This is a genomic window from Sphingobium lactosutens (assembly GCF_013393185.1).
GTDB classification, from domain to species: Bacteria; Pseudomonadota; Alphaproteobacteria; order Sphingomonadales; family Sphingomonadaceae; genus Sphingobium; species Sphingobium lactosutens_A.
This window is the reverse complement of sequence record NZ_QJQX01000036.1, coordinates 153,686-172,214: the sequence shown is the minus strand read 5'-3', so window position 1 is coordinate 172,214 and position 18,529 is coordinate 153,686. Positions and strand designations below refer to the sequence as shown.

The window sequence follows — 18,529 nt, the reverse complement described above, 5'->3', positions numbered from 1 at the left end:
CAAGTGATCCGGCACGGCAATCAGGACGCCATGGCCGCGTCGATCAACGCCTTGCCCTCCGCGCTTTCCCAATCCATCGCGCCGACCACCCGCACCATTTCCTTGCCCTGCGCGTCGTAGACGATGGTTGTCGGCAACTGGCCGGTGGCATAGTGGAAGCCAAGCTGGTTTTCCGGGTCGGCATAGCCCTTGAGGTGGGGCAGCTTGTGCTTCTCGAAAAAGGGCTTCACCGCCTTCATCCCCAGATTGTCCTGCGATATGGTGAGGACGGCCAGACCCTTGGCGCCATGGGTGGCGGCGATGCGGTCGAGCGTCGGCATTTCCGCGACGCAGGGCGCACACCATGTCGCCCAAAGATTGACCAGCATCGGTTTGCCCGCGAAATCCTGAAGCGTCATGTCCCCGCCAGCGGGATCGAGGAAGGTCAGGGTGGGCGCTGCGGCGCCGGCCTTGCTGCGGTCCAGCTTGTAGCTGAAGGCGCTGTCTTTCGCGCCGCCGCCCTTCACTTCGCCGGAGGTCGCGGAAACCTCTCCGCCAATGCCTGCATTGGCTTGCGCGCTATCTTGCTCCGGCGGCTGGGATTGCCTATCGCAGGCCGCCAGAGCGGCAGGCAGGAGCAGTATCATTAGCGCGCGGAACGACGATATCACGGAAGCAGGCTCCAACAGCATGTGGGGCGGCCGGTTCGCCGCCGGCCCGGCATCGATCATGCGTGAGATAAATGCCTCCATCCCCTTCGACAAGCGATTGTGGAAACAGGATATCGCGGGTTCCAAGGCGCATGTCGCGATGCTGGCGAAACAGGGCATCGTTTCGCAGGCGGACGCCGATGCGATTTCGGCGGGACTCGACACGATCGCCGCCGAATATGAAGCGAACGGCGTGCCGGTGAACCTGGACCTGGAAGATATCCACATGGTCACGGAGTCGCGCCTCGCCGAACTGATCGGCCCGGCGGCCGGTCGCCTGCACACCGCGCGCAGTCGCAACGATCAGGTGGCGACCGATTTCCGCCTCTGGGTGCGCGATGCGATCGACGAGGTCGAAGCCGGACTGCTCGGCCTCCAGCGCGCGCTGGTGGCGCGGGCGGAGGAGCATGTCGATGCGGTGATGCCGGGCTTCACCCATCTGCAATCGGCGCAACCTGTGACTTTGGGCCACCATCTGATGGCCTATTATGAAATGGTGCGCCGTGATCGCAGCCGCTTCGCCGATGCGCGCGCACGCCTCAACGAATGTCCGCTGGGCGCGGCGGCGCTGGCCGGCACCGGCTTCCCGACAGATCGCCACATGACGGCGGCGGCGCTGGGCTTCGCCAAGCCGACCGACAACAGCCTGGACAGCGTCTCCGACCGCGACTTCGCGCTCGACTATCTGATGGCGGCGACGCAGACGTCGCTGCACCTGTCGCGGCTGGCGGAGGAATTCATCATCTGGGCGAGCCAGCCCTTCGGCTTCGTCAAGCTGCCCGACGCTTATTCGACCGGCAGCTCGATCATGCCGCAGAAGCGCAATCCCGACGCCGCCGAACTGGTGCGTGGCCATGCCGGGCGCATCATGGGCTGCATGAACGCGCTCTGCGTCACGATGAAGGGGCTGCCGCTCGCCTATTCCAAGGATATGCAGGACGACAAGCCGCCGGTGTTCGAGGCGCACGACCTGCTGGGCCTCTCGATCGCGGCGATGACCGGCATGATCGAGACGGTGACGTTCCGCACCGACCGGATGCGCGGCCTCGCCGAAAGCGGTTTCGCCACCGCCACCGACCTTGCCGACTGGCTGGTGCGCGAAGGCGGCATTCCCTTCCGTGAGGCGCACCATATCACCGGTCGCGCCGTGGCGGCGGCGGAGGCGGCGGCGGCGCCGCTCGACCAGTTGCCGCTGGAGACGCTGAAGGACATCGACGCGCGGATCGACGATCGCGTCTATGCGGTGCTGACCGTGGACGCATCGGTCGCCAGCCGCCAGAGCCATGGCGGCACCGCACCGTCGCAGGTGCGCGCGCGCATCGCCGACGCAAGGAAGGAACTGGGAGCATGAGGAAGCAGACGCTTGCCGGGCTGGGACTGATGGCGCTGGCCCTAACCCTGACGGCCTGTGGCGGGCGTCAGCCCCTGAAACCGGTGCAGGGGCAGAAACTGCCCGCCGTGCCGGTGGGCGCCGCGACCGCGCCGACCAGCACCGATCTGCTCACCCCCTCCATTCAGGCGCGCCCGGAGCGCAGCGTCGAATTGCTCACCCAGTCGCGCCAGCGCGGCAATGACGAATTCGACCTGCCGCCCGAAAAGCAGCCAAAGTAAATCAACAGGAACAGACCTTGGATCATTTCACCTATGTCGACGGCGCCATGCAGGTGGAGCAGGTGCCGATGGACGCCATCGCGCAAGCGGTCGGCACCCCCGTCTATATCTATTCGACCGCGACGCTGGAGCGTCATGTCGGCGTGTTCCGCGAGGGGCTGTCGCAACTCACCGACCCGCTGATCGCCTTCGCGGTCAAGTCCAATCCCAATGCCGCCGTGCTGGCGACGCTGGCGAAGCTGGGCCTCGGCGCGGACGTGGTGTCGGGCGGCGAATTGCTGCGCGCGGTGGCGGCGGGCATCCCGGCCAACCGCATCGTCTTCTCCGGCGTCGGCAAGACCGCCGATGAAATGCGGATCGCGCTGGAGCAGGGCATCTATCAGTTCAATCTGGAGAGCGAGCCGGAAGCGGAAATGCTCTCCGAAGTAGCCGTCTCGATGGGGAAGAAGGCGCCCGTCGCCTATCGCATCAACCCTGATGTCGACGCTGGCACCCATGCCAAGATTTCGACCGGCAAGTCGGAAAACAAGTTCGGCATCCCCTATGCCCGCGCGCTGGAAAGCTATGCCGCGGCGCGCGACCTGCCCGGTCTCGACGTGCAGGGCGTCGCCGTCCATATCGGCAGCCAGCTGACCGACCTCGCTCCGCTGGAGGCCGCCTTCGTCAAGGTTGGCGCATTGGTCGAGGAACTGCGCGCGGCGGGCCATGACATCCGCACCGCCGACCTGGGCGGTGGCCTTGGCGTGCCCTATGACCCCTCGCAGCCGCTGCCACCCAGCCCCGCCGATTATGGCGCGATGGTGTGCCGCGTGACGCAGGGCTGGCCGGTGCGCCTGATGTTCGAGCCGGGCCGCGTGATCGTGGGCAATGCCGGCGTGCTGCTGTCGCGCGTGGTGCGGGTGAAACAGGGAGCCAAGGCGCCCTTCGTCATCGTCGACGCGGCGATGAACGACCTGATGCGCCCCAGCCTCTATGACGCCTGGCACGATATTCGCGCGGTGAACCCCGTAGGGACGCGCGAGACCGCCAATGTCGTCGGGCCGGTGTGCGAGACGGGCGACACTTTCGCCATGCATCGCGACATGGACGTGGTGCAGGCGGGCGATCTGGTCGCCTTCATGACCGCGGGCGCCTATGGCGCGACCATGGCGGGCACCTATAACAGCCGCCCGCTGACCCCCGAAGTGCTGGTATCGGGTGACAAATGGGCGGTGGTGCGCGAACGTCCGCCGATCCAGGCACTGATCGACGCCGACATCATCCCCGACTGGGTCGCCCCGAAGGTCGAAAGCTGATGCAGAGCCTGCCCGTCTTCCTTACGTTGACGGGCCGCCCGGTCATCCTGACCGGCGAAGGCGAGGCGGCGGACGCCAAGCGCCGCCTGCTGGAGCGGGCGGGCGCGCATATCGTCGGCGAGGATGATATGGACGCGCGGATCGCCATCGTGTCCGACGGCGACGAAGCGACGGTCCTGCGGCTGCGCGCGCGGGGCGTGCTGGTCAACGCGACCGACCGGCCGGAACTGTGCGATTTCACCTTGCCTGCGATCGTGGATCGCGCGCCGGTGTTGATCGCCATCGGCACCGGCGGCGCGTCGGCGGGACTGGCCAAGGCGTTGCGGCAACGGCTGGAGGCGATGCTGCCCGTGCGTCTGGGGGCGCTGGCCGAGGCGCTGTTCGACGCACGCCCTGCCATCCGCGCGCGTTGGGCGGATGCCGGCGCGCGGCGGCGCGCGATCGACGCCGGGCTGGCGCCGGGCGGGATGATCGATCCGTTGCAGGAGGATGCAGCCTCTGCCGTGCCGCTATGGCTGGCAGGTAGCGGCGATCGGGCCGCGTCGCGGCTGGAGGCGATCCGGATGACTTCGGGCGATCCCGACGACCTGACCCTGCGCGCGGCGCGGCTGCTGGGGGAAGCGGATCGCCTTTATCATTCCGCCGATGTGCCCGCCGCGATCCTCGACCGGGCGCGCGCCGATGCGGTACGGATCGTCGCGGACGGGCCGCCCGATGCACCGGGCGAGGGGCTGTCGCTCTGGCTCAGCCTCGATGCGCTCCCGCCTCCGCGGGCATGACGACGTTCGCGTTCGGTCGCTTCCAGCTAATCTAGAGCAGAGTCCGATCCGATTGAATCGGCTCGGCTGCCCTAGTTCTTTGTTTTACCGCGTTTTTTGAGCCAGAAGGTGATTCCACCTGCTTCGAAAACGCTCTAGGCGGATTGCAGTCGCGCGATCTGGTCCTGCAGGGCCTGGATCGAGGAGACGAGCCGGGCGCGCTCGGCCTGCACTTCGCGCAGCGTCTCGCGCGTTTCGCCCAGTTCGACCGCGCGGCGGGCGATTCGGGCGTCCAGTTCGGCATATTGGCGGCTGAGCAGGCCCATCTGTTCGGCGCGCTGGCACAGATGGCGCAGGCGCGCATCGAGCAGATGGAAGTCGAAGGGCTTCACCACATGGTCGTCCGCACCGGCCTTCAGCGCCTCGATCGCGGACTGGCCGTCCTCGCGTCCGCCGATCATGACGATACAGGCATGGGCGGCGAGATTGGCGGCGCGGATCTTCTCCATGGTCGCCACGGCCGGCAGCAGCGTCATGCCCATGTCGAGCAGGATGATGTCCACCTGCCGGGTGATGAGCAGGCCGAGCGCGACATGGCCATTGTCTGCCACGGTGACATCATAATCGAGATGAGACAGGCGGCGCGCCACGACTGCGCGAGCAGTCGCATTTTCATCGACCAGCAGCGCGCGCAGGCGGCGCCGGGCCGGTTTGGCGATGTCCTTCGCGACGGCTTTCTTCTGACCAAGGGAGCGCCTGAAAAACTGCATGGGACTCGTTCCTGCCGATATGCCCCAAAGTGTAGGTTTGACACCCGAAGAAATGGTTAACGTCCGACCGGGCGATTAAACCGATTTAATTGGTCCAGGCTCCGGTCGCGCCATAGCCTGCCTCCACACTTCAAGGAGGAGGAAGATCATGTTTCAGACCCAGCCCCAGCTTGCGATCGAGGATATTGCGGACCTGCCCGAGGGCATGAGCCTGTTCGGCGTCACCGATGGCGATGCGCTCGACATCAGCCTGATGGACGTGGTGATCGCCATCATCGACCAGAGGTGAATTCATCCGCCCTGACAGAGGCGGTGGCGGCGGCGCAGGCCGCCCCGCTCGACCGATCGGTGGCGCTGATCCGCCCCTTCCTGCAGGATATTGGCTGGCTGGACGCGCTGCTGGATGCGGAATGTGCGCGAATCGGGGCCGATCCCTTACACCTCCCCGCCTTCCGCGCGACCCGGAACGGGGCGGCGCGCCATCTGGTGTTCGCGCGCACCGAGAGGATCTGGGTGACGGTGACGATCGTCGATCCGATACGGGATCGCGGCAGTCGGCTGCACTTTTCGGGGCGTCATGCGCTCTGCCGGCCCTTGAACCGGGCCTTGGCGGCGGACCGGTATCGCATCGACGGCGGACGCGCGGTGGCCACAGGGTCGCTCCTCTGTCCCGCAGGCGACCTGATCGAGCTGGACGAGCGGCGGGAAACCTTGCGTCTTCGGTCTGGCGACGTGCCCTTGCTGATGCTGCGCGCGCAGATTGCGCCGCAAGGGGCCGTCGTGTCGCGGCTGTTCGATATCGCCACAGGTGCGCCGCTGGCCGAAGCCCAGGCGGATGAGGGCCATGCGCGCGCGCTGATGCTGCTGTCGCTGTTGCGGATGCAGGGACGGCGCGATGCCGCCGACCAGTTCGCCGCCGCGCTGGAGGCGGAACTGCCGGCGCAGCGCTGGGCGGTGATGCGCGAATATCTGGCGCTCGACACGGCGGCGGCGCTGCCGGCGCTCCAGCGGATGGCGCGGATCGAGACAGAGGAGAAAGTGCGCATGCTGGCGGAGCGGACATTGGCGCAGATCGCGGAGGCCCGATTCCCCGCCTGATCGAGCCGGAGGAATACGGCGCAGTGATCGGCCTCGACGATCTGGTCGACTGGTGCGAGAGCGGCGATTTCGATCCTTCCTGCGAGGATGGCCTGGCGGCCGCGGCGCCGATGCTCCGCGCCCTGTCGCGCAACCGGCATTTTCTTGCCGATGCGGCCATCGCCGAACTCAAGACGCGCTGCGCGGAGCAGCGACGGATCAACCCCTATTCAGCGCAGGTCATGCTGCTGCGGCCGCCCGAGGGTAAATATGTGCTGCGTGCCGCCTTCTGGCCAGCGTCCAGTGACCATGTGGTGCGGATGAGCGGCACCGCGCCCTTCCTCTATCATGTGCCGCACGATCATGGTTTCGATTTCCTCACGATCGGCTATCTCGGGCCGGGCTACGGGTCGGACTATTATGATTATGACGGCGGGGTGGCTGGCGCCGCAGGGGAGGCGGTGAGGCTGCGCTTTGTCGAGCGAAGCCAGTTGGGCGAGGGACAGATGCTGCTCTACCGCGCCAATCGCGACATTCATGCGCAACTGCCGCCACAGTCCATGTCCATCTCGCTCAACATCCTCGCCAGCGGGCCGGGGCAGGGCTGGCGGCGGCAATATCGCTTCGACACCGACAAGGGCGCGATCGCCGAATGCATGACCGTGGCGAGCGCGCAGATATTGCTGGAACTGGCGGTGGGATGCGGTAGCGGCAACGCGCTGGACCTGGCGGAGGCATTCGCCAAGGGGCATCCGCAGGACGCGATGCGGCTGACGGCCTGGCAGGCCATGGGCGCGACGCTGAATCGGGAAAGGCAGTTGGCGCATTGGGAACAGGGGGCGGGCAGCAGCAGTCCGCTCATCCGCCTGGCAAGTGCGGATGCGCTGCAATCTCTCCATTATGGAGATGAAATGGCTTGTTTTCCGGTCCCCGGAACGGTGGGGTGACAGGGATTAGCGGACGACGGGTCGGGCGTGGGCGGACGGATGGAATGCCATGGTTTGGGCAGTGATTTCGCGCCGGTTGCGCGGGCGCTGAACGCGCGCGGTTTTGACCTGGCGATGCGCGGCGAGGCGATCCGGCCTCATCTGCGTGCCGGCGACGCGACGATATTGTGGCAGGGTGTCGATGATCCTGCGGAGCGGGCGCGCGCGCTGGAAGGTGGCGTGCATGACGTGGTCGGGCCGTGGATGCACGAGGCGGAGACGGTCGCGCGCATCGTCCGGCTGGTGCAGGTGCGACAGCCGCAACTGGCGCTGGGCGACCTGCTGATCCATCTGATGGATCGCCGCGTCACGCGGGCGGGGCGGCCGGTGTCGCTGCTGGCGCGCGAATATGCGCTGCTGCTCTATCTGGCGCGGCGCCCGGGCGAGGCGGTGAGCCGGGTGGAACTGTTGCGCGCGGTCTGGCGGCTGGACTTCGATCCTGGCACCAACAGCGTGGAGGTCCATATGTTGCGCCTGCGGGCAAAGTTGGACCGGGGTTTTCCGCGCCCGATGCTCCTGACGGTCAAAGGGCAGGGTTATATGCTGGACGCAGGGGCGTAGGCGCGCAGGAACAGATCGACGGCGAAGATGGCGTCTGTCTCCATCTGCGCCGGATCGGGGGTCATGATCTGGCCCATCAGCAATTGTTGATGGCTTCCCGCCGTGCACAGCGCCATCAGCGCCCGCGCCGCATCCCGTGCATCGGCCTGCCGCAATTGGCCGCGCGCCATCGCGCCGTCCAGAAAGCGGGCGAGCAGCGACCGCGTATTGCCCGGCGCCAGTTCGAAGAAAATCTGGCTCAGTTCGGGAAAGCGGCCGCTTTCGGAAATGATGACCCGGTGCAGGGCAATGGCGTCGGGCGACGTGACCTTGTTGATGAGGCTGAGGCAGGCGCGCTGCAAAGTCGCCGCCAGATCGTCACCGGGATCGAGTATTTGCGAGAGCTGCGCCTGATAGGCACGCGCCACGCGCGACAGCACGGCGGCGAACAGTTGCTCCTTGGACGGGAAGTGATTCCACAAGGTGCCTTTCGATCCGCCCAGCGCCGCGGCAATACCCGACATGGTCGTTCCGGCATAGCCATGGTCGAGGAAATAGCGCTGCGCCACGGTCAGGATCATGTCCTGCCGGTCCCGGCGCCGCGCTTCCCTTCGGCCGCAAATGAGGGGCGTTTTGCTCTCCGTCATAAAATCGTACTATAGAGTACGCCAATCTTGTTGACAAGGCCTCGCAACGGGCGCAATGGCGATTTTCATACTATTTGGTACGATTTGTTATGGCGGTGAGTCGCATGGCTTTTTCCTCCCGCGTCCTGCTGGCAGCGACATCTGTGATGGTGCTGTCGGCCTGCGCCGCGATCCCTGATCTTGGTCCCAAGCCTGTTGTCCGGGCACCCGAAAGCGTGGCCGCGCAGCAGAGCCTGGCCGCGCCCGAAGCGGCTTGGCCGGGCGAGGGCTGGTGGACCGCCTATGGCGATCCGCAACTGACCGCGCTGATCGAGGAAGGGCTGCGCAATGCGCCCGACATGGCGGCCGCGACCGCGCGCTTCCGGCAGGCGCAGGCGATGGCGCAGCAGGCAGGCGCAGCGGTGCTGCCGTCCGCCAATCTGGATGCCAGCGCGGCGGGAACCAAGCAGAGCTACAATATGGGCATGCCCAAGGAATTCGTTCCGCAGGGCTGGCTCGGCACCGGCCGGGTCGCGCTGGATCTGGGCTTCGACCTCGACCTCTGGGGCAAGAACAAGGCGGCGCTGGCCGCCGCCACGTCCGAAGCGCGCGCGGCCGAGATCGACACGCAGCAGGCCCGGCTGGCGCTGACCACGGGCATTGCCGACGCCTATGCCGATCTCGCCCGCCTCTATGACGAGGCGGAGATCCAGCAGCGCACGCTCGACATCCGCATGGCGAGCCAGAAGCTGCTGGCCGACCGGCGGCAGAACGGTCTCGAAACCCGCGGCAATGTGCGTCAGGCCGATGCCACCGTGTCGTCCGCGAAGGCGCAGCTGGCCGGCGCGCGGCTGGCGATCCAGGTGCGGCAGCATCAGATCGCGGCGCTTATCGGCGCCGGGCCGGATCGCGGCCTGTCGATCACCCGGCCGCAGCCGGGCAAGCTGGCGCCGCTTGGCTTGCCGGCGGATGTCACCATGAATCTCGTCGCGCGGCGCCCGGACATCGCGGCCGCGCTCGCCCGGACGGAGGCGGCGGCCAAGCGGATCAAGGTGGCGCGCGCCGATTTCTTCCCGGCGGTGCGGCTGAGCGCGCTGATCGGCGTGCAGTCGCTCGGCTACAACACCATCTTCGCCAATGGCGGTGCGGTCGGATCGGCCCAGCCCTTCACCGACAATCTGTTCAAGAAGGATTCGCTGTTCGGCAATGTCGGTCCGGCGATCAGCCTGCCGATCTTCCGCGGCGGTTCGCTCCAGGGCCAATATCGCGGCGCGCGCGCAACCTATGACGAAGCGGTCGCCGCCTATGACAAGACGGTGCTGGCCGCCTATCAGCAGGTGGCCGATGCGGTCACGACCCGCCGGACGCTGGAACAGCGGTTGACCGATGCGCGCGCGGCCGTCGCCGCGTCGGAGGATGCCTATTCCGTGGCGCAGAAGCGCTATCAGGGCGGCCTGTCCACCTATCTCGACGTCCTGAACGTCGAGGACCAGTTGCTGGCCGCGCGCCAGTCTCTGGCCGGGCTGGAGGCAGGCGCCTTCTCCACCGATATCGCCCTTATCCGTGCGCTGGGCGGTGGTTTCACCGCCGGCGAACCTCTCTCCAAGGACCAACCGCATGGCTGACGCCGCTCTCGACACCAATGACGCACAGCAGGAAGGGCGCCAGTCCGCGCGCAAGACCTGGCTGACCCGGCTGGCAATTGTCGTGATCGTTGCCGGCCTGCTCTGGGGCATCTGGTATCTGTTGGTCGGGCGTAACCAGGTCAGCACCGACAATGCCTATGTGAATGCGGAAATGGCGCAGGTGACGCCGTTGATCTCGGCGCAGGCCACCGACGTGCTGGTGAGCGACACGCAGACGGTCAGGAAGGGCGACATCCTCGTCAAGCTCGACCCGTCGAACGCGCAGATCGCCGTGGCCCAGGCTGAGGCCGATCTGGCCGAAGCGCGTCGCCGCTTCCGCCAGACGGTGGCGACCAGCGGTTCGCTGACCGCGCAGGTCGATGCACGCGGCGCGGACATCGTCCAGGCGCGCGCGCAGCTTGCCACCGCGCAGGCCGATTTCGACAAGGCGCGGATCGACCTGCAGCGCCGCGAGGCGCTGGTCGGCGACGGCGCGGTGTCGGGCGATGAAGTCACCGCCGCACGCAAGGGCTATGCCGCCGCCAGGGCCGCGCTCGACCTCGCCCGCGCGGGCGTGCAGACGGCGCAGGCCACGCGCAACGCCGCCACCGGCCAGCTGGAAGCCAATGACGCGCTGGTGCGCGGCTCGACCATCGACACCGACCCGGCCGTGTTGGCGGCCAAGGCCAAGCTGGATTCGGCGAAGCTGGACCTCGGCCGCACCATCATCCGCGCGCCCGTCGACGGCGTCATCACCAAGCGGCAGGTGCAGGTCGGCCAGCGCGTCGCGCAGGGCAGTCCGATTATGACGGTCGTCCCGCTCAGCCAGCTTTATGTCGATGCGAACTTCAAGGAGCGCCAGTTGCGTCAGGTGAAGGTCGGCATGCCCGCCACGGTCACGTCCGACCTTTATGGCAGCGGCGTCGTCTATCATGGCAAGGTGGTTGGCTTCTCCGGCGGCACCGGTTCGTCCATGTCGCTGATCCCGGCGCAGAATGCGACCGGCAACTGGATCAAGGTGGTCCAGCGCCTGCCGCTGCGCATTCAGCTCGATCCCAAGGAACTGGCCGCGCATCCGTTGCGCGTGGGCCTGTCCATGGAAGTCGAACTCGACCTTTCCGAGAAGTGAGGCCAAGAAATAAGAAAGGTTCGGGCGATGAGCGGCGACGACGACATTTTTTCGCGGCTGTCGCCGCGCACCCGGACGCTGGCGGGGCTGGTTCTGGCCCTCAGCAACTTCATGGTGGTGCTCGACCTCACCATCGCCAACGTGTCCGTTCCGCACATTGCCGGCAATCTGGGCATCGCCCCGGATCAGGGCACATGGATCATCACATCCTATGCGGTGGCGGAAGCGATCTGCGTGCCGTTGACCGGCTGGCTCGCCGCGCGCTTCGGCGTGGTCCGGGTCTTCACGCTGGCGATGATCGGCTTCGGCTTCTTCTCGCTGATGTGCGGCCTGTCGATGACGCTGGGCATGATCGTCGCCGCGCGGATCGGCCAGGGCATTTGCGGCGGGCCGATCATGCCCATGTCGCAGACGCTGCTGATGCGCATCTTCCCGCCGGAGACGCGGGCGAGGGCAATGGGCCTGTGGGCGATGACGACCCTGTTGGGACCGGCCATGGGTCCGATCATCGGCGGCTATATCAGCGACAATTGGAGCTGGCACTGGATCTTCTTCATCAACCTGCCGATCGCGGTTCTGTGCGTCTTTGCCGCGCAGGCGCTGCTGCGGCCCGTGGAAACGGATACCGTCCGTATACCGATCGACAAGATCGGCCTGGCGCTGCTGATATTCTGGATCGGCTGCCTGCAGGTGATGCTGGACATCGGTCGCGACCATGACTGGTTCAGCGATCCGACGATCGTCGTGCTGGCCGTGCTGGCGGCGATCGGCTTCGCGCTGTTCATCATCTGGGAACTGACCGAGGAGCATCCGGTCGTCGATCTGCGCGTATTCCGCCATATCGGCTTTACGTCGGGCGTCTTTTCGCTGGCGCTCTGTTTCGGCGCCTATTTCTCGGGCATCGTGGTCATCCCGCAATGGTTGCAGATGACGCAGGGCTATACCGCCACCTGGGCGGGAATCGTGACGGCCTTCACCGCCATGGCGGCACTGATGACCGCGCCCTTCGCCGCGCGCTTCGTCGGCAAGGTCGATCCGCGCATCATGATTTCCGGCGCGGTGTTCTGGCTGGGGCTGATGACATTGTGGCGCGCGCACTGGACCAGCGGGATCGATTTCTGGACGATGGCGGCGCCGCAGTTCATCCAGGGTTTCGCTATGCCCTTCTTCATGATCCCGCTCACCACGCTAACGTTGGGATCGGTGTTGCCCAGCGAGACGGCATCGGCGGCGGGCCTGCAGAATTTCGTGCGCACCATGGCGATCGCGATCGCCACCTCGCTGGTGCTGACCGGCTGGGGCGACTCGCAGCGCGTCTCGCGCAACGACCTCGCCAGCGTTCTGCAGCCGGGAGACGCGCAGACGCAGCTCAGCGCACTGGGCATGTCGACGGAACAGATCCGGCAGACGATCTCCAACATCGTCGAGACGGAGGCGATCGCGGTCGCGGTCGATCACATCTTCTTCATATCGTCGCTGGTGCTGTTCACCGCCGCCATATTGGTATGGCTGGCGCCGCGCCCCAGCGGTCCGGTCGATACTTCCGCTGCGCACTGACCAAGGGCGATGCGGCGGGTGATCCCGATCGCGTCGAGGAAGGCGGGATCGTGGCTGACCACCAGCAGCGCGCCGTCATAGGCGGCCAGCCCCTGTTCGATCGCGCGGATCGAATCGAGGTCGAGATGGTTGGTCGGCTCGTCGAGCAGCAGGAGCGGCGGCAGCGCCTCTCCGCCCAGCACGCAGGCCAGCGCCGCGCGCAGCCTTTGCCCGCCGCTCAGCGTCGCCACCTGCTGCAACGCCAGGTCGGCGCGAAAGCGGAAGCGGGCGAGCGCGGCATGGATCGCGTTGCGGGTGGCGCCAGGATGCAGCCGGGCGAAATTGTCGGCGATGGTGGCGTTGCGATCCAGCAGGCTGGCATCCTGATCGAGCAGCGCCGTGGCGACCGGGCGGTGGACCTGGCCCGATAGCGGCGCGATCTGGCCGGCGACCAGATGGAGCAGGGTCGACTTGCCCGCGCCATTGGGGCCGGTGACTGCGATCCGTTCCGGCCCGGTGATGGTCAGGCTGATGTCGCGGAGCGCCGGAGCGGCGGGATCATGGCCCGCGGTGACATCGTCGATTGCCAGCAGCATCTGGCCGGACGGCACTTGCGTGGAAGGAAGGCTGACGCTCAGCGGGGCGAGGATCTCGATCTTCGTGCGGGCGTCGGCGATGGCGCTCTCCACTTCCGCGCGCTGGCGCTCGGCGCGCCGGGTGGCATCGCCGCCGGACCGCTCCGCCTGTTCCTTACGGCGACCCAGCAGAATACGGGGCATGCCGCCCCTGGCCGCCTGACGTGCACCCGCGCTGTCGCGCCTTTGCTGCCGTTCGGTCGCGATCTGGGTCTTGCGGGCGAGTGTTGCGGCTTCGCGCTCGGCATGATCGAGGGTCTGATGCGTGGCCGCCAGTTCGATATCTTTGCGCGCGCGCCAGGCCGACCAGTTGCCGCCATAGCGGGCCATGCCCAGGCTCGTGAGTTCGGCGATGGCGTCCATCCCCTCCAATAATGTGCGGTCATGGCTGACGACGATCGCGCCGCCGCGCCAGCGCCTCAGCAGCGCGGCGAGCGCATCCCGGCCTTCGGCGTCGAGATGGTTGGTCGGTTCGTCCAGCAACAGCCAGTCGGGCCGGGTAAAGGCGGCCGCCGCCAGCGCGGCGCGGGTGCGCTGGCCGCCGGACAACCGATTGAGCGGGGTCGTGGCGGCCACGGTCAGGCCGACCTCCGCCAGGGCATCGGCCAGGCGCGGGGGCAGGGTCCAGTCGCACGCCCCCAGTTCCTCGATCGTCGCCATGCCGGTCTCGGCCTTGTCGAGCAGGGACAGGGCGCTACGGACGTCGAACAGGTCGGCGACAGTCTGGTCGGGATCGGGCTCCAGCGTCTGACGCAGCGTGGCGAAGCGGCCGTCGACCCGGATGTTGCCGGTCGCGGGGGAGCGCTCGCCCGCGATCAGCGCGAGCAGGGTGGACTTGCCGACGCCGTTGCGGCCGATCAGGCCGATACGTTCGGAGGTGAAACGGAAATCGAGACCGGAGAGGACGGGCGTCCCGTCAGGCGCGGACCAGCCGAGATTGGAGAGAATGATGGCAGGCATGGACAAAGACTTTCCTGAAGGCAGAGCAAGCGGGCTGTGCGTTCAGGGTGATGTCCATGGCGACGATCCTTTCGGGATGGGGAAGCGGTGATGTAAAGCGTCGCGCGGCCTGTGGCAAGTTGCGCGCAGGAGCGACCAATCCGGGTGTGGTCTCCGGGGTTGGATCAACGTCAGGCCCTAATCCTATGCCGGCCTGGAACGTGCAGCGATAAATCGGATGCCAGAGCGAGTGACTTTACTCTGATCCGTTCGCTTCGAGTCCTTTGGTTGCCAGCCTTCGGCAGGCACTCGAGATAAACTTCATCCGCAAAGCAGTTGAAGTAGAGAAGACAGAGCAATTATTGCGTTTATCGACTGCACTCGAAACGAACGGATGTCGCTTGAGTCCGTTTAACGTCATCCCGTTCTGGCCGCGCGCGCCAAATTTGTTGTTGGATTTTTTAACCGGCCTCTGGCGAAGCTATTGGGTTGCCGCAAAGTGCCCGCACATGACCCCAGGCGTCGAAAGCCGCCGCCCGGCCTGATCTATTTCCGCAGCAGGACGCCGCTCACGGACCCGTTGCGCACCGAGCAGACGAAGGGAATGTCGCCATCCGCCGCGGCGATGTCGCCCTCGACTTCCCAGCCGGTCGACATGGTGCTGGCGCGCGCCTGGCCGATGAGCTTTGCCGACGGCCCCGCCTGATCGAGCGCCTTGGCCGCGCAGGCGTTGCGCGCCGCCGCTGCCGTGGCGATCGGGCCATAGCCGGGGGAGGCGTAGGGGAAGCGCTTGGCGTCCCGTTCGGCCTGGCGCTGGGCAGCAATGTCGCTGGCGATCGCGGCCCCCACGACATCGCGCGGACGAACCGTTTGCGCATGAATCGACGTAGTCGTCAGCATCATCGCGCCGATTGTCCAGATCGCTGTCGCTTTCATCTCGATCATCTCCCTGTTTCGGCGAGATTATACCCTATTTGAACAGGCTGCCCAATATGCCGCGCACCAGTTTTCCGGCAATGCCGCCTGACGATGCTTTGCGGCTCGATCCGCCGAACACGGCGCGGCCCAGTTCATTGGCGACCTGCCGACCGACAGAGGAAGCGGCCGAGCGGGTGGCCGACTGGACCGCCTTGTCGAAGGCGCCGGGTCTGGCGGCTTCGCGCGCCTCTGCCGCCTCGCGCCGCGCCTGTTCCTTCAGTTCTGCCTCGCGCTGTTTGGCTTCGACCTTGGCCTGCGCAGCAGCAGCCTTGTCGGCTTCGGCCTGCGCCTTGGAGGCTTGCGCGGCGGCGGCTGCTGCTTGCCCGCGCGCGGCGAGGATTTCTTCGGCGGACTCCCGGTTGACGGCCGTGTCATATTTGCCCGCGCAGGGCGAAATCGACTGGATGATCGCGCGCTCCTTCGGCTCGACCGGGCCAAGGCGCGACCGGGGCGGGGCGATCAGCGTGCGCTGGACGATGCCGGGCGCCCCGTCTTCCTGCAGCAGCGACACCAGCGCCTCGCCGACCTTGAGTTCGGTGATCGCGGTTTCGACGTTCAGGTCGGGGTTGATGCGGAAGGTGTCCGCCGCCGCCTTGATCGCCTTCTGGTCGCGGGGGGTGAAGGCGCGCAGCGCGTGCTGCACCCGGTTGCCCAGTTGCCCGGCCACATCCTCGGGAATGTCGATCGGGTTCTGCGTCACGAAATAGACGCCCACGCCCTTGGAGCGGATCAGGCGCACGACCTGTTCGATCTTGTCGGTCAGCGCCTTGGGCGCGTCGTCGAACAGCAGATGCGCCTCGTCGAAGAAGAAGACCAGCTTGGGCTTGTCCGGGTCGCCCACTTCCGGCAGCGTCTCGAACAATTCGCTGAGCAGCCAAAGGAGGAAGGTCGCGTAGAGCTTCGGACTCTGCATCAGCTTGTCGGCGGCCAGGACGTTGACGTAGCCGCGCCCCTTCTCGTCGACCTGCAACATGTCGTGGATGTCGAGCGCCGGCTCACCGAAGAAATGGTCGCCGCCCTGGCTTTCCAGCTGGAGCAGCTGCCGCTGGATCGCACCGACGCTGGCCTTGGTGACATTGCCATATTGGGCGGACAGCGTGTCGGCATTCTCCGCGCAATAGGCCAGCATCGCCTGAAGATCGCCGAGGTCGAGCAGCAGCAGCCCTTCCTCATCGGCATATTTGAAGGCGATCGACAGCACGCCTTCCTGCGTTTCATTAAGGCCCATCAGCCGCGCCAGCAGCAGCGGCCCCATCTCGCTGACGGTGGTGCGGATCGGATGACCCTGCTCGCCATAGAGATCCCAGAAAATGGCGGGATTATCGGCATAGGCATAGTTGGCGATGCCGATCTCGGCCGCGCGCGACACCAGCTTGTCGGCATTTTTTGCGGTCGGGGAACCGGCCATGGAAATGCCGGCGAGGTCGCCCTTCACATCGGCCAGGAACACCGGCACGCCCAGCGCCGAAAAGCTTTCGGCAATGCCCTGCAACGTTACCGTCTTGCCGGTGCCGGTCGCGCCCGCGATCAGGCCGTGCCGGTTGGCGCGGCGCAGGTTCAGCGTCTGGGGGATGCCCTTGGTCCCATCCGGGCCTTGCTTGTCCGGTGCGCCAAGGCCGATGAAGATGCCGTCGCTCATGCTGCAACTCCAAAAAATAAAACCCGTTCGCCCTGGGCCTGTCGAAGGAAGCGCTCTTTCCGAAGAAGAGGGCTTCGACAGGCTCAGCCCGAACGGGTCTGATATGGCGCCCACACTCTACAGCGCATGGGCGGTTCGGCAAGCGCCGCTTATTTGTCGCGCAGGCGCACCGGCAGGAAGATGGCCGGCTGACCGCGACGCAGCACCTGGAGCAGGATCGCGTTGCGGCCCTGTCCGGCCACCGCCTTCACCTGTGCGTCCAGATCCGCCTGGCTGGCGACCGGGCGGTTGTTGGCGGTGATGATGACGTCGCCGCGACGCAGGCCCTTGGCGCCGGCATCGGTTGATCCGTCTACCGCGGTGATGACGATGCCGCGCGTGTCGGCGGAAACGCCGAGCTGACGGATGATGCTGGGCGTCAGCGGGATCGCCGAAATGCCGAGCGCCTGGTCGGTCGCCTTGCCCGGATTTTGCGGCTGCTGGCTGAAGTCCTCGTCGCCCTGCTGCTGGGCGAAGCTGTTCAGTTCGTCTTCCGACGGGCGTTCGCCGACGACGGCGTTCACCGTCATGCGCTGGCCGTTGCGGATCAGCGTGATCGGCACGCGTGATCCGATCGGCTGGTTGGCGACGATCGAGGAGAGATTCTGGTCGGCGGTGACTTCCTGACCGGCGACGCTGACGATCACGTCGCCCGCCTTGATCCCGGCCTTGTCCGCGCCCTTGCCCGGCTCGACGCCCTGGATGAACTCGCCGCTATTCTTGGCCAGGCCCAGCGAATCGGCCATGTCTTCGCCCAGCGGGCTGATCTGTACGCCCAGATAGCCGCGCTTGATGCTCTGCCCCTTGCGCAGCGTGTCGACGATCGGCGCGGCCTGTTCCGACGGGATCGCGAAGCCAATGCCGACATTGCCGCCCGAGGGTGACAGGATCTGGCTGTTGATGCCGATCACATTGCCGCGCATGTCGAACATCGGGCCGCCGGAGTTGCCCTGGTTGATCGACGCGTCGGTCTGGATGAATTTGTCGTAGGTGCCGCCGGTGCCGCGATGCACGGCGGAGATGATGCCTGCGGTCACGGTGCCCGACAGGGCGAAGGGATTGCCGATCGCGACCACCCAGTCGCCCACGCGCGCCTTGGTGCTGTCGCCGAACTTGACGAAGGGCAGCGCCTTCTTCGGTTCGATCTTCAGCACGGCGATGTCGGTCGCGGCGTCGCGGCCGACCAGCTTGGCGGTATATTCTTCCTTGTTGGTCAGGGTGACGGTGATCTGCTCGACCGAAGCGCCTTCTGCACCGGCCGACACCACATGGTTGTTCGTGACGATATAGCCGTCTGCGGAAATGATGAAGCCCGAACCCAGCGACTGGGCCTGGCGGGTCTGCGGCTGGCCGCCCTGTCCCTGACCGAACAGTTCGCCGAAGGGCGTTCCGGCGAAGGGATTCTGCACCTGCACCCGTTGCTTGGTGGAGATGTTCACAACCGCCGGTTGCAGTTTCTCGACCATGTCGGCCAGGCTTGCGGGCGCGCCGGCCGGGGCGGCTGCCGTCAATCCTTCATTCTGCGCGACCTGCGCGCCGACATTGGAGCTGGTGGTGACGGCAATGGCGGTGCCGCCGAGCAGCAGGGCGCCGGTGATGGCATAAGCGTAACGCACTCGTGACGGTCCTCTTCAAATCTTCGTAGGAACGGAAGGCG

General features: G+C 66.4%; 18 protein-coding genes. 11 read left to right on the top strand and 7 right to left on the bottom strand.

The genetic code is table 11. The features are described 5' to 3' along the window. Window positions 1-20: 20 nt before the first annotated feature. Window positions 21-626 (bottom strand): TlpA family protein disulfide reductase, encoded by a 606-nt coding sequence (locus DM806_RS07250; RefSeq protein WP_179042616.1) that lies wholly within the window; start codon window positions 624-626, stop codon window positions 21-23. 43 nt (window positions 627-669) lie between these two features. Between DM806_RS07250 and argH the strand changes: the two genes are divergently transcribed. The 4 genes from argH to DM806_RS07230 are packed head-to-tail and all read left to right on the top strand — an operon-like array spanning window position 670 to window position 4,374. Then, window positions 670-2,040, top strand: coding sequence for an argininosuccinate lyase (gene argH, locus DM806_RS07245; protein WP_179042549.1), 1,371 nt, complete (start codon window positions 670-672; stop codon window positions 2,038-2,040). Continuing rightward, window positions 2,037-2,300, top strand: coding sequence for a hypothetical protein (locus DM806_RS07240; protein WP_179042548.1), 264 nt, complete (start codon window positions 2,037-2,039; stop codon window positions 2,298-2,300). The genes argH and DM806_RS07240 overlap by 4 nt, the downstream gene beginning before the upstream one ends. A gap of 17 nt (window positions 2,301-2,317) precedes the next feature. Continuing rightward, window positions 2,318-3,595: a diaminopimelate decarboxylase gene (gene lysA, locus DM806_RS07235; RefSeq protein WP_179042547.1), complete on the top strand. Its 1,278-nt coding sequence runs from the start codon at window positions 2,318-2,320 to the stop codon at window positions 3,593-3,595. Continuing rightward, entirely contained in the window at window positions 3,595-4,374 is a 780-nt protein-coding gene (locus DM806_RS07230) for a precorrin-2 dehydrogenase/sirohydrochlorin ferrochelatase family protein (RefSeq protein WP_179042546.1), read from the top strand. Before lysA ends, DM806_RS07230 begins: the two co-directional genes overlap by 1 nt. A 134-nt stretch (window positions 4,375-4,508) precedes the next feature. Here the strand turns inward: DM806_RS07230 and DM806_RS07225 are convergent, their stop codons facing one another. Further along, window positions 4,509-5,123, bottom strand: coding sequence for a response regulator transcription factor (locus tag DM806_RS07225; RefSeq protein WP_179042545.1), 615 nt, complete (start codon window positions 5,121-5,123; stop codon window positions 4,509-4,511). A gap of 148 nt (window positions 5,124-5,271) precedes the next feature. On the opposite strand from DM806_RS07225, the gene DM806_RS07220 reads away from it, so the two are divergent. Genes DM806_RS07220 through DM806_RS07205 form a run of 4 tightly spaced genes read left to right on the top strand, consistent with a single transcriptional unit; the run spans window position 5,272 to window position 7,747 of the window. Beyond that, window positions 5,272-5,412 carry a hypothetical protein gene (locus DM806_RS07220; RefSeq protein WP_179042544.1) on the top strand — a complete coding sequence of 47 codons (141 nt, stop codon included), beginning with the start codon at window positions 5,272-5,274 and terminating at the stop codon, window positions 5,410-5,412. Further along, on the top strand, window positions 5,409-6,221 hold the full coding sequence (locus DM806_RS07215; RefSeq protein ID WP_179042543.1) for a hypothetical protein: 813 nt from the start codon (window positions 5,409-5,411) through the stop codon (window positions 6,219-6,221). Before DM806_RS07220 ends, DM806_RS07215 begins: the two co-directional genes overlap by 4 nt. A gap of 23 nt (window positions 6,222-6,244) precedes the next feature. Then, window positions 6,245-7,147 (top strand): transposase, encoded by a 903-nt coding sequence (locus DM806_RS07210; protein WP_372859344.1) that lies wholly within the window; start codon window positions 6,245-6,247, stop codon window positions 7,145-7,147. A 54-nt stretch (window positions 7,148-7,201) separates the two neighbouring features. Then, entirely contained in the window at window positions 7,202-7,747 is a 546-nt protein-coding gene (locus tag DM806_RS07205; RefSeq protein ID WP_179042542.1) for a winged helix-turn-helix domain-containing protein, read from the top strand. Here the strand turns inward: DM806_RS07205 and DM806_RS07200 are convergent. Next, window positions 7,723-8,307, bottom strand: a complete 585-nt coding sequence (locus DM806_RS07200; protein WP_256869152.1) for a TetR/AcrR family transcriptional regulator — start codon at window positions 8,305-8,307, stop codon at window positions 7,723-7,725. The genes DM806_RS07205 and DM806_RS07200 overlap by 25 nt on opposite strands. Before the next feature lie 155 nt (window positions 8,308-8,462). Between DM806_RS07200 and DM806_RS07195 the strand changes: the two genes are divergently transcribed. Genes DM806_RS07195 through DM806_RS07185 form a run of 3 tightly spaced genes read left to right on the top strand, consistent with a single transcriptional unit; the run spans window position 8,463 to window position 12,663 of the window. Then, window positions 8,463-9,977, top strand: coding sequence for an efflux transporter outer membrane subunit (locus DM806_RS07195; protein ID WP_179042540.1), 1,515 nt, complete (start codon window positions 8,463-8,465; stop codon window positions 9,975-9,977). Further along, window positions 9,970-11,106, top strand: a complete 1,137-nt coding sequence (locus tag DM806_RS07190; protein WP_179042539.1) for an EmrA/EmrK family multidrug efflux transporter periplasmic adaptor subunit — start codon at window positions 9,970-9,972, stop codon at window positions 11,104-11,106. The genes DM806_RS07195 and DM806_RS07190 overlap by 8 nt, the downstream gene beginning before the upstream one ends. A gap of 27 nt (window positions 11,107-11,133) precedes the next feature. After that, complete coding sequence (locus DM806_RS07185) at window positions 11,134-12,663, top strand: DHA2 family efflux MFS transporter permease subunit (RefSeq protein WP_179042538.1); 1,530 nt, start codon at window positions 11,134-11,136, stop codon at window positions 12,661-12,663. On the opposite strand, the gene DM806_RS07180 is transcribed toward DM806_RS07185, so the two are convergent. From DM806_RS07180 to DM806_RS07165, 4 genes are all read right to left on the bottom strand, one after another. Then, window positions 12,561-14,237: an ABC-F family ATP-binding cassette domain-containing protein gene (locus tag DM806_RS07180; protein WP_179042537.1), complete on the bottom strand. Its 1,677-nt coding sequence runs from the start codon at window positions 14,235-14,237 to the stop codon at window positions 12,561-12,563. The two genes, DM806_RS07185 and DM806_RS07180, sit on opposite strands and share 103 nt — an antisense overlap. A gap of 525 nt (window positions 14,238-14,762) precedes the next feature. Next, a complete protein-coding gene (locus DM806_RS07175; protein WP_256869150.1) occupies window positions 14,763-15,161 on the bottom strand; it encodes a hypothetical protein in 399 nt (132 codons plus the stop codon). A 25-nt stretch (window positions 15,162-15,186) separates the two neighbouring features. Beyond that, a complete protein-coding gene (locus tag DM806_RS07170; RefSeq protein ID WP_179042535.1) occupies window positions 15,187-16,833 on the bottom strand; it encodes a helicase HerA-like domain-containing protein in 1,647 nt (548 codons plus the stop codon). Between the two features lie 149 nt (window positions 16,834-16,982). After that, window positions 16,983-18,488 carry a Do family serine endopeptidase gene (locus DM806_RS07165; protein WP_179042534.1) on the bottom strand — a complete coding sequence of 502 codons (1,506 nt, stop codon included), beginning with the start codon at window positions 18,486-18,488 and terminating at the stop codon, window positions 16,983-16,985. Window positions 18,489-18,529: the final 41 nt, after the last annotated feature.